Below are 15002 nucleotides of genomic sequence, written 5' to 3' on the forward strand. Positions count from 1 at the left end.
ACAGAGGGGGAGAAACCTTATGCCTATTTTCAACAATGGAAAATACAAAAGCATCCTTGCGGCAGCATCCGGTGAGCTTGCAGAAATTGCTCAAACCGTACAAAAAGACAAAGATTTTCGACCGCACTTTCATATTGCGCCACCAACAGGGCTGATGAACGATCCTAATGGTCTCATCTTTGATGGCGAGAAATATCACCTTTTTTATCAATGGTTTCCTTTTGATGCACTACACGGCATGAAACATTGGAAGCATTTAATCACCAAAGATTTCCAACATTATCAATCCGCTGACGATCTCATTCCTTGTGAGCTTTTTGAATCTCACGGCTGTTATTCGGGTGGCGCATTAAAAGTCGGTGATAAATTAGCCATGTTCTACACCGGCAACACCCGTCGCCCAAGTGACAATCAACGCGTGCCTTACCAAAATTTAGCGATTTTCGATCTTAATGGGAAATTGTTAAGCAAACGTCCGTTAATTGAAAATGCGCCTGAAGGCTATACGGAACACGTTCGTGACCCCAAACCTTATTTTGCCGAAAACGGAAAAATCCGTTTTATCTGCGGTGCACAACGGGAAAATCTCACCGGTACGGCGATTATTTTTGAAATGGACAATCTTGAGGATACACCGCGTTTACTCGGCGAACTTTCCTTGACTGCCTTTGATAATAACAAGGTGTTTATGTGGGAATGTCCTGATTTATTGAAACTCGGCGATAAAGATGTGTTTATTTGGTCGCCACAAGGCAAATCGCGTGAGCCTCATCAATTTCAAAATAACTACCACGCCGTGTATGCTGTTGGCAAACTAGACGGCTTAACCTTTCACGCCGAACACATCGCCGAACTGGATCAAGGCTTTGATTTCTACGCACCACAAACTTTTGCAGGTCTTAGCAAGACAGAAAATGCCATCCTGTTCGGTTGGATCGGATTGCCGGACTTAACCTATCCGACAGACAAATTCAAATGGCATTCGGCTTTAACGCTGCCGAGAGAATTACGCTTAGAAGGCAACAAAATCCACCAACGCCCTATCACCAAAACGTATAAAAATCTGACCGCACTTTCTACATTTCATCTTGATGGCAAAGCCGAAATTGTAGATTTAGATCGTGCTTATGTGAAATTTGAAGCGAATAATCAAGCCTTTGATTTAACCTTCTTCCAAAATGAACAAGGACAATCCTTACGTCTTTCTTATGAAAACGGATTAGTTTGTTTAGAGCGTAGCCAAAGTGAACAAACCGCGTTGATGGAAAAATTCGGTAGTAAACGTTTCTGCGAAATTGAGAAACTACAAACGGTGGAAATTTTCTTTGATCGTTCTATCGTAGAAATTTTTCTCAATCACGGTGAAAAAGCCATGACCTCTCGTTTTTTTATTCAAGCACGGAAAAATGTTGTGGAAAGCAATCAAAAATTAACGTTACAGATTGGTTACCCAAAAGCCATTCAGTATCGATAAAAAAAGTGCGGTGAAATTTCACCGCACTCTTTTTGCATTAATGACAAAACGAAACTTAAACTTTCTCCAACTTCGCCAAATGGGCGATCAGCCATTTAATTCCTTGATTCTGGAACGCAATTTGTAGGCGCAAATTATTGTCCGCCCCTTCTACATTAATCACCGTACCAAAACCGAATTTTTCATGTTTCACTTTTTGTCCCATTTTCCATTCGCTTTCGTTGGCAATCGGCGAAACACTGCCTACTTTAGATTGATTCAAGGCGCGTGTAACGGTGCCGCGTAAACGGATTTCCTGTAAACATTGTTGTGGCAATTCCGTGATAAAACGAGAAGGCAAATGACGTTCTTCTTTGCCATATAAACGACGACTTTCCGCGTAAGAAATGGTAAGTTTTTGTTTGGCTCGGGTAATCCCCACATAAGCCAAACGACGTTCTTCTTCCAAACGCCCCGCTTCTTCAAAGGAACGGAAACTTGGGAATAACCCTTCCTCTACGCCAATCATAAACACTCGAGGAAACTCCAAGCCTTTTGCTGAGTGCAAGGTCATCATTTCCACACAGGCTTGGTGCGGTGCCGCTTGCTCTTCGCCCGCTTCTAACGACGCGTGCGTCAAGAAAGCCGTAAGCTCTGTCATATCTTCCGCCTCTTCAGGCTTGATAAATTCGCGAGCGGCAGAGACCAATTCTTCCAAGTTTTCAATGCGTACCTCGCCTTTTTCGCCCTTTTCCTGTTTATACATTTCATACAAACCGGAATGCTTAATGACAAAATCTGTTTGTGCAAACAACGGCATCTCTTCCGTATCCCGTTGCAGAGAATTGATTAATTCCATAAAGCGAAGCAAAGCGGTCGCGGCACGGCCTGCCAGTTTATTTTCCTGCAATGCCAAATTGGTGGCTTGCCATAACGTGATTTGATGTTCGCGAGTCAGGTTACGCAAAGTGTCCAACGTGCGATCACCAATGCCCCGTGGTGGTGTATTAATAACGCGTTCAAAGGCGGCATCGTCTTGGCGATTAGCAATTAAGCGCAAATACGCCAAGGCATCCTTGATTTCCTGACGTTCGAAGAAGCGCATGCCACCATAAATACGATACGGAATTTGTGAACGAATCAACGCTTCTTCAATCACCCGTGATTGACTGTTACTGCGATATAAAATGGCACAATCGTTGAGTTTGCCGCCGTCTTCAATCCAAGTTTTAATTTGTGAGGCAACAAACAGCGCTTCATCCAATTCGTTAAAAGCCGCATAAATGCCTACAGGGTCGCCTTGATTTCCTTCCGACCATAAATTTTTCCCTAGTCGGTTGTTGTTATTAGAAATTAACTCATTAGCAGCCTGCAAAATATTCATGGTGGAACGGTAATTTTGTTCTAATCGAATGGTTTGTGCATTGGCAAACTCTTTCAAAAATAACTGAATATTTTCGATTTTTGCCCCGCGCCAGCCGTAAATAGATTGGTCGTCATCCCCTACAATCATCACTTTGCCGGTTTTGCCCGCCAATAAACGAATCCATTCATATTGAATTTTGTTAGTGTCTTGAAACTCATCCACCAAAATATGCTGAAAACGTTGTTGGTAACGTTGTAAAATCAGTGGTTTATGTAAAAACAATTCGTACGAGCGCAATAAAATTTCAGCAAAATCTACCAGTCCTGCACGATCGCAAGCATCTTGATAAATCTGATAAATTCGAATCCATTCTCGTTCTTGACGATCGTGATGATCATCAATTTGATTCGGGCGCAAGCCTTCGTCTTTTTTATTATTGATATACCAAGCAGCTTGTTTTGGCGGGAAACTTTTTTCGTCAAAATGATGTAATTTCATGAGGCGTTTGAGTAAACGCAATTGGTCTTCCGAATCTAAAATCTGGAAATCTTGCGGCAAATCCGCATCAAGATGATGAGCACGCAGAAGTCGATGAGCAATGCTGTGAAAGGTGCCGACCCACATACCAAACAAACGCTGATTGCCGTCGAACAAGACGGATTCAATACGATGACGCATTTCTGCCGCAGCTTTGTTGGTGAAAGTCACCGCCATAATGCTCCCTTCGGAGACACCTTCAACGCCAATCAGCCACGCAATTCGGTGCGTCAATACGCGGGTTTTACCACTCCCCGCGCCCGCCAACACCAAATAATTGCCCAATGGCGCACTCACCGCTTCCCGTTGTTTATCGTTTAAGCCATCTAATAATTCTGCGAAATCCATTATTTTCACTCACAAACACTGTTTTTTTGTACAGGCGAAATTATAACGATTTCGGTTGAAAACTCAATGAAAAGAGGAGAAACATCATACATACAGGGGAAACGAAAAAAGGTTAATCATCAATTGCTAAACGTTCTCTACCACTATAAACCGTCGCACGCCCAGGTCTGGCAAAACCAATTAACGTTAAGTTGTATTGTTCTGCCATTTCTACCGCCAAATCTGTTGAAGCTGAAATTGCGACTAACATTTCTATGCCTGCAGAGACTGTTTTTTGCACCATTTCATAACTGGCGCGGCTGGTCACAACAATAAAGCCTTGCGGTTTACTTGCTTTAGCATGCCACCCCAATAATTTATCTAATGCCACATGGCGCCCGACATCTTCACGAATGGCGAGTAATTTACCTTCCATGGAGAAAAATGCCGCCGCATGCGTGGAGCCTGTTTGTTTACCTAATTCCTGAGCGACCTGTAATTGCTGTAAGCAATCGTCTAGTTGTGCCACACGGAAGGTTAAAGTGCGGTCTAATTTTTTGACATTTTTATAAACCTGTTGAATCTGTTCCGCCCCACAAATGCCACAACCGGTTCGTCCGGTTAAGGTGCGTCGATGATCTTTCAGTGCGACAAAACAGCGCGTTGCCAACTCTATTCTTGCTTCAATGCCGTTACAGGCGTCTTCAATATCAATGCCATAAATATCACTCGGTTTATCAATAATCCCTTCCGATAAAGAAAACCCCATGGCGAAATCTTCCAAATCTCGTGGAGAACACATCATCACCGTGTGAGAAATATCGTTATACACCAGTGCCACAGGCGTTTCCGTGGCTAAAATTTCTTGTTTCTCAGAAATAGCAATCTTGTTATCGCCTTGTTGCTCATTTGTTAATTTTTTAATAAAGTGAATTAATTTTTTTTTGATCCAACTCAAAATTTTCTATCCTTATAGCCATTATTAATTATGGATTTCTGTACAAAAAATAGGTATTCTACCCGCCGCTACTAGTAAGGTAACTATATATTTTTATTGTTACATAACTACTCAGCATCGTTTTGTTAAATTTTAATACAAATTTAACAAAAACGACCATCAGATTATCTAGTTAAATACAAATTTAAAACTATCAAACTGAAAACAACAACAAATTTTGTTGATTGTGGGGAGTGTTTATGCAGATCTCAAGAAGAAAATTCTTCAAGGTCTGTGCCGGCGGTATGGCAGGAACATCGGTTGCGATGTTAGGCTTTGCTCCGGCTACGGCCTTAGCTGCGCCACGCGAATACAAACTATTGCGTGCGAAAGAATCGCGTCAAACCTGTACATACTGCTCGGTAAGTTGCGGTATGTTGATGTACAGTACAGGTACACCATCTAATACCATAAGTGGTCACACCGCGACAAATACCCGTTCTAAATTATTCCATATCGAAGGCGACCCGGATCATCCGATCAGCCGTGGTGCGTTATGCCCTAAAGGTGCCGGTGCCTTAGACTTCGTAAATAGCGAAAGCCGGACCTTATATCCGGAATATCGTGCACCGGGCTCTGATAAATGGGAGCGCATTTCTTGGCAAGACGCCATTAAACGCATTGCCCGCTTAATGAAAGATGACCGCGATGCCAACTTTGTTGAGAAAAATGCCGAAGGCAATATCGTCAACCGTTGGACAACCACGGGGATTATGACGGCATCGGCAATTAGTAATGAAGCTGCATTGCTAACCCATAAGTGGATTCGCATGTTAGGGATGCTTCCGGTATGTAACCAAGCGAATACTTGACACGGACCAACGGTAGCAAGTCTTGCTCCATCATTTGGTCGCGGTGCCATGACAAACAACTGGGTTGATATCAAAAACGCCAATCTTATTCTTGTTCAAGGCGGTAACCCTGCTGAAGCTCACCCTGTTGGCTTCCGTTGGGTCATTGAAGCGAAGAAAAACGGTGCGAAAATCATCGTTGTCGATCCGCGCTTTAACCGTACAGCTTCCGTAGCTGACCTTCACGCACCAATTCGTTCCGGTTCTGACATTGCATTCTTAATGGGTGTGATCCGTTACTTATTGGAAACCAATCAAATTCAACACGAATACGTTAAACACTATACCAATGCATCCTTCTTAGTGAATGAAGGCTATAAGTTCGAAGACGGTCTATTCTCCGGATTTGACGAAGCAAAAGGTAAGTATGATAAATCAACTTGGAACTACCAATTTGATGAAAATGGTCATGCTAAACGTGATATGACATTACAACACCCACGTTGTGTCATTAACGTATTAAAAGAACATGTTTCCCGCTATACCCCGGAAATGGTTGAAAAAGTTACCGGTGTAAAACAAAAAACCTTCTTACAAATCTGTGAAGAAATCGGTAAAACATCGGCACCAAATAAAACCATGACGCACTTATATGCGCTTGGCTTTACTGAACACACAATCGGTACGCAAAATATTCGCTCCATGGCGATGATCCAATTACTTTTAGGTAATATTGGTATGCCGGGTGGTGGTATTAACGCATTACGTGGTCACTCAAACGTACAAGGTACAACCGATATGGGCTTGTTACCAACAATGTTGCCAGGCTATATGCGTTTACCAAACGAAAAAGAAACCTCTTATGAACAATATATGAATGCGATTACGCCGAAAGATATCGTGCCTAATCAAGTCAACTATTATCGTAATACCTCAAAATTCTTCGTAAGTATGATGAAAACCTTCTACGGAGATAAAGCAACAAAAGAGAATGGCTGGGGCTTTGACTTCTTACCAAAAGTCGATCGCATCTATGACCCGATTACTCATGTCAAAATGATGCATGACGGTGAATTAAACGGCTGGATTTTACAAGGTTTCAACGTATTAAACTCATTACCGAACAAAAACAAAACTGTTGCGGGTATGAGTAAGTTGAAATACTTAGTCGTTATGGATCCATTGCAAACCGAAAGTTCTGAGTTCTGGAAAAACTTTGGTGAATCTAACAATGTAAATCCAGCAGAAATTCAAACTGAGGTATTCCGTTTACCTACAACCTGTTTCGCAGAGGAAGATGGTTCTATCGCTAACTCAGGTCGTTGGGCACAATGGCACCAAAAATCTTGCGATCAACCAGGCGAAGCCTTACCGGATGCAGAGATTTTATCTATGCTCCGTGAAGAAATGCATGAGCTTTACAAGAAAGAAGGTGGTCGTGGTATTGAATCTTTTGAAGCGATGACCTGGAATTATGCTCAACCACATTCACCAAGCTCAGTTGAACTAGCCAAAGAGCTTAATGGTTATGCACTTGAGGATCTTTATGATGCGAATAACAATCTCATCTATAAGAAAGGTCAATTATTAAATGGATTTGCTCACTTAAGAGATGACGGTACTACCACATCTGGAAACTGGCTCTATGTTGGTCAATGGACAGAAAAAGGTAACCAAATGGCAAATCGTGATAATTCTGACCCTTCAGGATTAGGTTGCACCGTAGGTTGGAGCTTTGCATGGCCGGCAAACCGTCGCGTGCTTTATAACCGTGCGTCTTTAGACATTAACGGTAATCCATGGGATAAACACCGTCAGTTGATCAAATGGAACGGCAAAAACTGGAACTGGTTTGATATTGCTGACTATGGCACACAACCACCAGGTTCTGATGCAGGTCCGTTTATCATGTCTGCTGAAGGTGTTGGTCGTTTATTCGCTGTTGATAAAGTCAATAGTGGACCGGTACCGGAGCATTATGAACCGATTGAAAGTCCAATTGATACGAACCCGTTACACCCAAGTGTTGTAACAGATCCAACGGTACGTATTTATAAAGAAGACCGTGAGTTTATCGGTTCAAATAAAGAGTATCCGTTTGTCGCAACAACTTATCGTTTAACCGAGCATTTCCACAGCTGGACGGCACAAGCGGCATTAAACATCATCGCGCAACCACAACAATTTGTGGAAATCGGTGAGGCACTTGCAGCAGAAAAAGGCATCCAAAAAGGCGATATGGTAAAAGTTACCTCTCGTCGTGGTTATATCAAAGCTGTTGCTGTGGTGACAAAACGTTTGAAAGCGTTAGAAATTGACGGAAGAACAGTACACCATGTAGGTATCCCAATTCACTGGAATATGAAAGTATTAAATGGTAAAGGTAACCGTGGTTTCTCCTCCAACACCTTAACGCCATCTTGGGGTGAATCAGTCACACAAACCCCGGAATACAAAACATTCCTAGTTAATATTGAGAAGGCGGAGGTATAACATGGCTGGAACTGCTCAAGGCGTTCAAACGCAAGACATTATCAAGATCTCCGCTACATCAGGCTTAACTGAGCCGCCACGTGCGCGTGATCACAAAGTTGAAGTGGCAAAACTCATTGATGTATCCACCTGTATTGGTTGTAAAGCCTGTCAGGTAGGTTGTTCGGAATGGAATGATATTCGTTCTGACGTGAATGCCCAATGTTTGGGGATTTATGACAACCCGGTTGACCTCAATGCAAAAGCATGGACGGTGATGCGCTTCAATGAAGTGGAAGAAAATGATCGTTTAGAATGGTTAATCCGTAAAGATGGTTGTATGCACTGTCAAGAACCGGGCTGTTTAAAAGCTTGTCCGGCACCGGGTGCGATCATCCAGTATGCGAACGGTATCGTGGATTTCCAATCTGACAAATGTATCGGTTGTGGTTACTGTATCGCAGGTTGTCCGTTCAACATTCCACGCATGAATCCGGAAGACAACCGTGTGTACAAATGTACCCTTTGTGTTGACCGTGTTTCTGTGGGTCAAGAACCTGCTTGTGTGAAAACCTGTCCGACCGGTGCAATTCGTTTCGGTTCCAAAGAAGAAATGAAAATCTACGCGGAACAACGTGTTGCAGATCTTAAAGCGCGCGGCTATGAAAATGCCGGCATTTACGATCCGGAAGGCGTCGGTGGTACGCATGTAATCTATGTATTACACCATGCAGATAAACCTGAATTGTATTCCGGTTTACCGAAAGATCCGCAAATCGACACAACCGTTACATTATGGAAAGACATCCTGAAACCGGTTGCTGCGGTTGCCATGGGTGGTCTTGCACTTGCTGAAATCGGTCACTACCTCACAGTAGGCCCGAATGAGGAAGAAGATGTTGAAGATCATCACGAAGAATTTGAAGATGTAGAGGGAGGCAAAAAAGATGAATAAAGGTAAATTTGAGATTACCAATGATACCCGTATCATTCGTCATAAACTCCCGGCGCGTCTAAGTCACTGGTTCTTGGTAATCAGTTTCTTCTTAACCATGTTTACCGGGGTAGCGTTCTTCTTCCCTGACTTTGCATGGTTAACGGAAATTCTTGGTACACCACAACTTGCCCGTGCGATTCACCCGTTCACCGGTATTTTAATGTTTATTGCCTTTGTGTTCTTATGTTCACTCTACTGGCACCATAACATTCCGGAGAAAAACGATATTCGTTGGGCGAAAGGAATGCTTGAAGTCTTAAAAGGTAACGAGCACGCTGTTGCTGATAACGGTAAATATAACTTGGGTCAAAAAATGTTGTTCTGGACATTAATCCTTGCCATGTTTACCTTAATGGGCTCCGGCATCATTATGTGGCGTCAATACTTCTCGCACCACTTCTCTATTCCGGTGTTGCGTATCGCCATCTTATTGCACTCTGTTTGTGCCTTTATGTTGTTCACCGGTATCCTAGTACACATGTACATGGCATTCTGGGTGAAAGGCTCCATTCGTGGTGTCGTTGAAGGCTGGGTAACCGTTCGCTGGGCGAAAAAACACCACCCGAAATGGTATCGCGAAGAAGTACTTCCTGAGTTAGAAAAAGACGTTGTACGGGAAGAGAAAGGCGAAAAGACCAAAGTCATCTTTAAGAAATTTAGCTAATCTTAAAGTGCGGTTAAAAAACGCAATAAATTTTGACCGCACTTCTTGTTGAAGCAAACCATTAAAGAAAAGAAAACAGCACCTTAAAGGTGCTGTTTTTGTATGTATAAATAAAATTACGCCGACATCACGGAAATCGTTTTAATTTGCGCATAAACCAATTGTCCCAGTTGTAACGCTAAATCATGGAAAGACCATTTACTGATACTTGCCCAAAGGTGTTTTCCGCCAATATCCAGTTTTAAATCTACTCGATTTTCCAGCTCTAAAATCTTAACAATCCGTCCATACAACGTGTTGCGAATACTAGATTGTTCTACTTTATTCAAACTAATCGACACATCAGAACTATGAATGCAAATTCGGACTTTCTCATTGATCTGCGCCTCAACTTGATTAATCCAAATGTTCTGATCGCCAATCGAAAGTGCGGTCATTTTATAAGATGGATTATGCATAAAAACAGGCAAAGAAAGCACCGCACTTTGTTCGTTTTCCTGTTTCCAAGGAAGAAACAGCGGACTTTCCCAAATACTTTCCAACACATCATAAGCTTCAACTTTGCCGTTAGTCAGCAATACAACCCGCTCGGCTAAACGCAACAATTCATCAAGACTGTGAGTCACATATAAAATCGGAATGTTAATTTCTTTTGATAGCCGTTCCAGATAATTCATCAATTCACGTTTACGCGGTAAATCCAACGCAGAAAGCGGTTCGTCCATTAATAAAATTTCCGGATCGGTTAACAAAGCACGTCCAATAGCCACACGCTGTTTTTCACCACCGGACAACGTTATCGGATAACGTTTTAACAAATGGCCGATACCTAGCAACTCAACAATATAGTTAAATTCATCTTTACTGGTATTTTTCATGCCATAACGCAAGTTGCCATTCACCGTATAATGAGGAAATAAACGGGCATCCTGAAAAACATAACCTATGTTGCGCTGATTGATCGGCACACACACATTTTCTGCCGAATTGAACAATTCACGATCATTTAACGAAATCACGCCTTCATCCGGATTAATCAATCCGCTGACAAGGTTAATGAGGGAAGATTTCCCCGAGCCGGACAATCCAAAAAGTGCGGTAACGCCTTGTGATGGAATATCTAAATGCGCTTCGAGGGATAAAGTGCCTAACTGTTTTTTTACATCAATGTGTAGCATCACTTTGTCCTAATCTTTTTTGCATACGTTTTGCCAACCATTCTGATAACAATAAAGAAATCAGCGATAAAATCACGGCAAAGACACATAACCGAGCCGCTTGTTCTTCTGCGCCTGGTGTTTGAATAAAGGAATACATAGCCAAGGGAATGGTTTGGGTTTCGCCGGCAATATTGGACACAAAGGTAATGGTGGCACCAAATTCCCCTAAAGAGCGGGCAAAACCAAGCACGATTCCGGCAAGAATGCCAGGTAAAGATAACGGTAACGTGATGGTTAAAAACACCCGCCACGCAGAAGCCCCCAGTGTTCTGGCGGCCTGTTCCAATTTTAAATCAATACTTTCAAGGGAAAGTCGAATAGCACGCACAACCAAAGGGAATGCCACCACCGCAGAAGCTAACACCGCCCCTTTCCAGCTAAATCCAAAGGTCAACCCGAACCATTGATGTAAATATTTACCGATAAAGCCATTGCGTCCCATGGCAACCAGTAAGAGATAACCAATGACAACCGGCGGCAACACCAAAGGCAAGTGAATAATCCCGCCCACAATGGATTTGCCATAAAAATCTTTTCGTGCCAAAAGCCATGCCACCCAAACGGCAACAGGCAAACTCCATACCATAGCACTGACGGAGACTTCTAAACTCAGGCGAATGGCATCGATTTCTAATGGGCTCAAGCCTAATAACACCAGAAACTCTGTAAGCAAAATTCAATTCCCTATATAAACAAAGCGTAGCACTATGGCTACGCTTAATGAGTCAAAGCGAGTCTGCTTATTTTACAGAGAAACCGTAATCCGCAAATACTTTTTTCGCTTCAGGCGATTGTAAGTATTTCAAGAATGCTTGCGTTTCCGCATTGTTGTGATCTTTTAAAATCGCAACAGGATAATCCGCCGGTTTGTAAGAATCTTGTGGGAACACGCCAATCGCTTTCACTTCTTTGCTCACTTTCGCATCGGTTGCGTACACAATACCTAAAGGTGCTTCACCACGTTCAACTAAGGCTAATGCCGCACGCACGTCTTTGGCACGAGCTAATTTGTCTTTGACTTGATCCCATAAGTTTAATTTGGTTAACGCTTCTTCCGCATATTGACCGGCAGGCACGTGCGCAGGGTCACCTACAGACAAATAAGCATCTTTTAATTGCTTAATCCATTCACCTTTTGCGATATCAACGTTTTGTAATTTGCTGTCTTTTTGTGAGATTAAAACCAGTTCATTACCCACTAATAATTTTTCGGTTTCTTTAACCGTTAACCCTTTTTCTGAAAGGTATTTCATCCATTTTGTGCTGGCTGAAATAAATAAATCCGCTGGTGCACCTTCTTCAATTTGTTTTGCTAAGGTTGAAGAGGAAGCAAAAGAAAAGACCACTTCTTCTTTTGGATTTACTTTTTTGTAATCTTCTGCCACTTGTTTTAATGAATCGGTCATGGAAGCAGCAGCAAACACAGTCACTTTCGCCTGTGCAGAAAGAGAGAATGCTAAACAAGCCGCCGCTAAACCGGCAGCGATTTTTGAATATTTAAACATAGTAAAAACTCCGTTTTGGTTGGTTAATAATTTATATATAGCGCAAATTATACAACGAAAATAAAGAAATAAAAGGCGTATAATCCATTATTTAAAAAACAAAATATACGCTAACCTTTCGGAGGTAGGGTTAAACATTCTTATTCTTTTAGAAATATAGTATGATGTGCCGCATATAGTCGTCAGCGCAATTTTGAGGAACACGATGAACGGAACAGAAATTTTACTCACCATCAAACTGAAAGAAACCCTTTTCGCCGATCCTAAACGCATCCGTTTATTACAAGAAATTGAAAAATGCGGTTCTATCAATCAAGCGGCTAAAAATGCCAATGTCAGTTATAAAAGCGCTTGGGATCACCTTGAAGCCATGAACAAAATTAGCCCCAAACCATTGCTAGAACGCAATATTGGTGGGCGAAATGGTGGCGGAACGGCATTAACCGTTTATGCACAACGTTTATTGAAACTCTATGATTTATTAGAACAAACCCAAGAAAAAGCCTTTGATATTCTGCATGATGAAAAAGTGCCGTTAAACAGTTTGCTCTCTGCTATGGCGCGTTTTTCTTTACAAACCAGTGCCAGAAACCAATTTTTCGGCAAAGTACAAGCATTAAGATTTGAAGATGTTCACTGTTTTGTTGACATTCTTTTAGAAGATTTTGACAAACCGCTGACTGTCTCTATCACTGAAAAAAGTGCGGTGCGTTTAAAACTTGAATCTGACAAAGAAGTAATGGTGATGTTTAAAGCACCATGGGTCAAAATTACCGCCAATCCGCAAGAAAATTTGCCAAATCAATTTAAAGCGACAGTCACCTCCATTATTGATAAAGGTGAAGCCGGTGAAGCGATTCTAGTGTTAGAAGGCTCAAACATCGAGTTCTGTGCAACGCTCACCAAAGATCAACATGTGGAAATCAATCAGTCCGTTTGGACTTCTGTTGATCCGGAACAAGTGATTATTGCGACGCTTTATTAATGTCAAAAGACAAAAAAAGTGCGGTGATTTTTCACCGCACTTTTGTAAGAAAAGCAATAAAAAAATTTACAATGTAATTTCATCAATGGATTTGCCGAAACTCGGTACAAACACCTGTAAAAAATAATCCATTTCGGGGCTTTGCCATTGATCCATCAATTTTTCTAACCGCACTTTTGCCGATTTAAATTCCTGATTGCCATTTTCCAGCTCAAATTTCACTTTAATATAAGCACAAATTAAATCCGCCTGCTTAACAATGTGCTTTTCTTCCTCTGCAAAACATTGATTATCCAAATAAGGTAAAAAATCAGTCTGCAATGCTTCCGGCAATAAACTCATTAAATGTAACTCAGCCGCCGTTTCAATTTGTTTATAGGCATGCGTTATCTCATCATTGAAATATTTAATGGGTGTAGGCAAATCACCGGTAAAAATTTCCGAGGTGTCGTGATACATCGCCATCACGGCAATACGATCTGCGTTGAGTTGGGCACCGTAAAAACGGTTTTTAATTAACGCCAACGCATGGGCAACAAATGCCACCTGCAAGCTGTGCTCCGCCAAATTTTCTCGTTCAATATTACGCATGAGCGACCAGCGCTGAATCAATCTTAAGCGATCCAAACAAGCGAAAAAATGACTGGTTTTAATTTGTTCCATGCCACAACCCATTAATTAAAGGTATATTCTTCGATAACTACAGGAATCTTATACACTTGACCCAAGCGGGAAATTTCAACCTGAACCTGTGTATTCGGACGCACATCCGCGATAAGTTTCATCATTTCTGCCGGAGAACGTGCCTCGACCTCATTGATTTTCAGAATGATATCGCCTGCCTGTAACCCTGCTTTTGCTGCCGGGCTATTCGGAATAATGCTGGTGATGAGCACACCTTGCGAAGATGCCCCTTGCCCATTGCTAAATAAAATATCTGTTTGTACACCGAAATAACCACGAATGACACGTCCATCACGAATAATTTTTTTCATGACGTCATTGGCTAAATCAATAGGAATCGCAAAATTTAAGCCTTCCGCGATTTCATTGGCGGTTTTGCCGATACTCAATGTGCTGATACCCAATAGCTCACCAGCAGAATTAATTAACGCCCCACCGGAATTACCTCGGTTAATGGATGCGTCAGTTTGGATAAAGTTTTGGCGGCCCAGTGCTTCACCAACCGCACTACGCCCTACCGCACTGACAATCCCTTGCGACACACTTTGTCCCAAATTGTATGGATTACCAATGGCTAACGCCACATCGCCCACATGCACAGGGCGATTGGGATTTTGTGGAATCGTGGATAAGTTATCCGCTTTGATTTTCAATACGGCTAAATCCGTTAACGCATCTGAACCAATTAATGCCGCATCAAAAATATTGCCATTTTGCAATGCCACCACAATTTGATCGGCATTTTGAATCACGTGTTTGTTGGTCAGAATGTAACCGTCTTTCGACATGATCACACCAGAACCGAGGTTATTCACTTGGAACTGAGAAGAAGAGGACGTAAAGGCTTGATTATAAACATTCACCACGGCAGGCGAGGCAATACGTACAGCATCCCGATAAGAAGCAACATCATGTTGAGAGTCAGTGATTTTAGGCATGACATACAAAATCACGGCAGCAGAAGCCAAGCCGATAATCGCCGAATGAAAAAGTTTCTTTAGCAT

General features: G+C 42.1%; 12 protein-coding genes. 5 read left to right on the forward strand and 7 right to left on the reverse strand.

Features of this window, described 5'->3' with window-relative positions; all coding sequences use genetic code 11:
• The first annotated feature begins 19 nt into the window (after positions 1–19).
• Positions 20–1474 (forward strand): glycoside hydrolase family 32 protein, encoded by a 1455-nt coding sequence (locus HMPREF9064_RS04270; protein WP_006718453.1) that lies wholly within the window; start codon positions 20–22, stop codon positions 1472–1474.
• A 55-nt stretch (positions 1475–1529) separates the two neighbouring features.
• Here HMPREF9064_RS04270 and uvrD read toward each other — a convergent pair whose 3' ends face one another.
• Together uvrD and fdhD are read right to left on the reverse strand one after the other, a co-directional pair.
• On the reverse strand, positions 1530–3704 hold the full coding sequence (gene uvrD, locus HMPREF9064_RS04265; protein ID WP_006718455.1) for a DNA helicase II: 2175 nt from the start codon (positions 3702–3704) through the stop codon (positions 1530–1532).
• 112 nt (positions 3705–3816) lie between these two features.
• On the reverse strand, positions 3817–4641 hold the full coding sequence (gene fdhD / locus HMPREF9064_RS04260; protein ID WP_006718457.1) for a formate dehydrogenase accessory sulfurtransferase FdhD: 825 nt from the start codon (positions 4639–4641) through the stop codon (positions 3817–3819).
• 239 nt (positions 4642–4880) lie between these two features.
• Between fdhD and fdnG the strand changes: the two genes are divergently transcribed.
• From fdnG to HMPREF9064_RS04240, 3 genes are read left to right on the forward strand one after another with little or no spacing between them, the layout of a single operon-like run.
• The gene (gene fdnG, locus HMPREF9064_RS04250; protein ID WP_155811788.1) at positions 4881–7964 is read left to right on the forward strand and encodes a formate dehydrogenase-N subunit alpha; all 3084 of its coding nucleotides are present in this window, start codon (positions 4881–4883) and stop codon (positions 7962–7964) included.
• A 1-nt stretch (position 7965) separates the two neighbouring features.
• Positions 7966–8898, forward strand: coding sequence for a formate dehydrogenase subunit beta (fdxH, locus tag HMPREF9064_RS04245; RefSeq protein WP_006718461.1), 933 nt, complete (start codon positions 7966–7968; stop codon positions 8896–8898).
• Positions 8891–9604, forward strand: a complete 714-nt coding sequence (locus HMPREF9064_RS04240) for a formate dehydrogenase subunit gamma (protein ID WP_006718463.1) — start codon at positions 8891–8893, stop codon at positions 9602–9604. Before fdxH ends, HMPREF9064_RS04240 begins: the two co-directional genes overlap by 8 nt.
• Positions 9605–9720: 116 nt before the next feature.
• Here HMPREF9064_RS04240 and modC read toward each other — a convergent pair whose 3' ends face one another.
• The 3 genes from modC to modA all read right to left on the reverse strand — a co-directional run bounded on the left by modC (position 9721) and on the right by modA (position 12329).
• Positions 9721–10782 carry a molybdenum ABC transporter ATP-binding protein ModC gene (gene modC / locus HMPREF9064_RS04235; protein ID WP_006718465.1) on the reverse strand — a complete coding sequence of 354 codons (1062 nt, stop codon included), beginning with the start codon at positions 10780–10782 and terminating at the stop codon, positions 9721–9723.
• Positions 10769–11497 (reverse strand): molybdate ABC transporter permease subunit, encoded by a 729-nt coding sequence (modB, locus tag HMPREF9064_RS04230; protein WP_006718467.1) that lies wholly within the window; start codon positions 11495–11497, stop codon positions 10769–10771. The genes modC and modB overlap by 14 nt, the downstream gene beginning before the upstream one ends.
• Before the next feature lie 67 nt (positions 11498–11564).
• Complete coding sequence (gene modA, locus HMPREF9064_RS04225; protein WP_006718469.1) at positions 11565–12329, reverse strand: molybdate ABC transporter substrate-binding protein; 765 nt, start codon at positions 12327–12329, stop codon at positions 11565–11567.
• A 205-nt stretch (positions 12330–12534) separates the two neighbouring features.
• On the opposite strand from modA, the gene HMPREF9064_RS04220 reads away from it, so the two are divergent.
• Positions 12535–13314: a TOBE domain-containing protein gene (locus tag HMPREF9064_RS04220; RefSeq protein ID WP_006718472.1), complete on the forward strand. Its 780-nt coding sequence runs from the start codon at positions 12535–12537 to the stop codon at positions 13312–13314.
• Positions 13315–13380: 66 nt separating this feature from the next.
• On the opposite strand, the gene yfbR is transcribed toward HMPREF9064_RS04220, so the two are convergent.
• Together yfbR and degS are read right to left on the reverse strand one after the other, a co-directional pair.
• Positions 13381–13977, reverse strand: coding sequence for a 5'-deoxynucleotidase (gene yfbR, locus HMPREF9064_RS04215; RefSeq protein WP_032998154.1), 597 nt, complete (start codon positions 13975–13977; stop codon positions 13381–13383).
• An 11-nt stretch (positions 13978–13988) separates the two neighbouring features.
• Entirely contained in the window at positions 13989–15002 is a 1014-nt protein-coding gene (gene degS / locus HMPREF9064_RS04210; protein WP_006718476.1) for an outer membrane-stress sensor serine endopeptidase DegS, read from the reverse strand.

Origin of the sequence: Aggregatibacter segnis ATCC 33393, from assembly GCF_000185305.1 — a bacterium.
GTDB lineage: Bacteria > Pseudomonadota > Gammaproteobacteria > Enterobacterales > Pasteurellaceae > Aggregatibacter > Aggregatibacter segnis.

Excerpts from the sequence above, each read along its gene's own strand:
- HMPREF9064_RS04270 (WP_006718453.1), top strand. The coding sequence starts at position 20 with ATGCCTATTTTCAACAATGGAAAATACAAAAGCATCCTTGCGGCAGCA.
- uvrD (WP_006718455.1), bottom strand. The coding sequence starts at position 3,704 with ATGGATTTCGCAGAATTATTAGATGGCTTAAACGATAAACAACGGGAA.
- fdxH (WP_006718461.1), top strand. The coding sequence starts at position 7,966 with ATGGCTGGAACTGCTCAAGGCGTTCAAACGCAAGACATTATCAAGATC.
- HMPREF9064_RS04240 (WP_006718463.1), top strand. The coding sequence starts at position 8,891 with ATGAATAAAGGTAAATTTGAGATTACCAATGATACCCGTATCATTCGT.
- modC (WP_006718465.1), bottom strand. The coding sequence starts at position 10,782 with ATGCTACACATTGATGTAAAAAAACAGTTAGGCACTTTATCCCTCGAA.
- modA (WP_006718469.1), bottom strand. The coding sequence starts at position 12,329 with ATGTTTAAATATTCAAAAATCGCTGCCGGTTTAGCGGCGGCTTGTTTA.
- HMPREF9064_RS04220 (WP_006718472.1), top strand. The coding sequence starts at position 12,535 with ATGAACGGAACAGAAATTTTACTCACCATCAAACTGAAAGAAACCCTT.
- yfbR (WP_032998154.1), bottom strand. The coding sequence starts at position 13,977 with ATGGAACAAATTAAAACCAGTCATTTTTTCGCTTGTTTGGATCGCTTA.
- degS (WP_006718476.1), bottom strand. The coding sequence starts at position 15,002 with ATGCTAAAGAAACTTTTTCATTCGGCGATTATCGGCTTGGCTTCTGCT.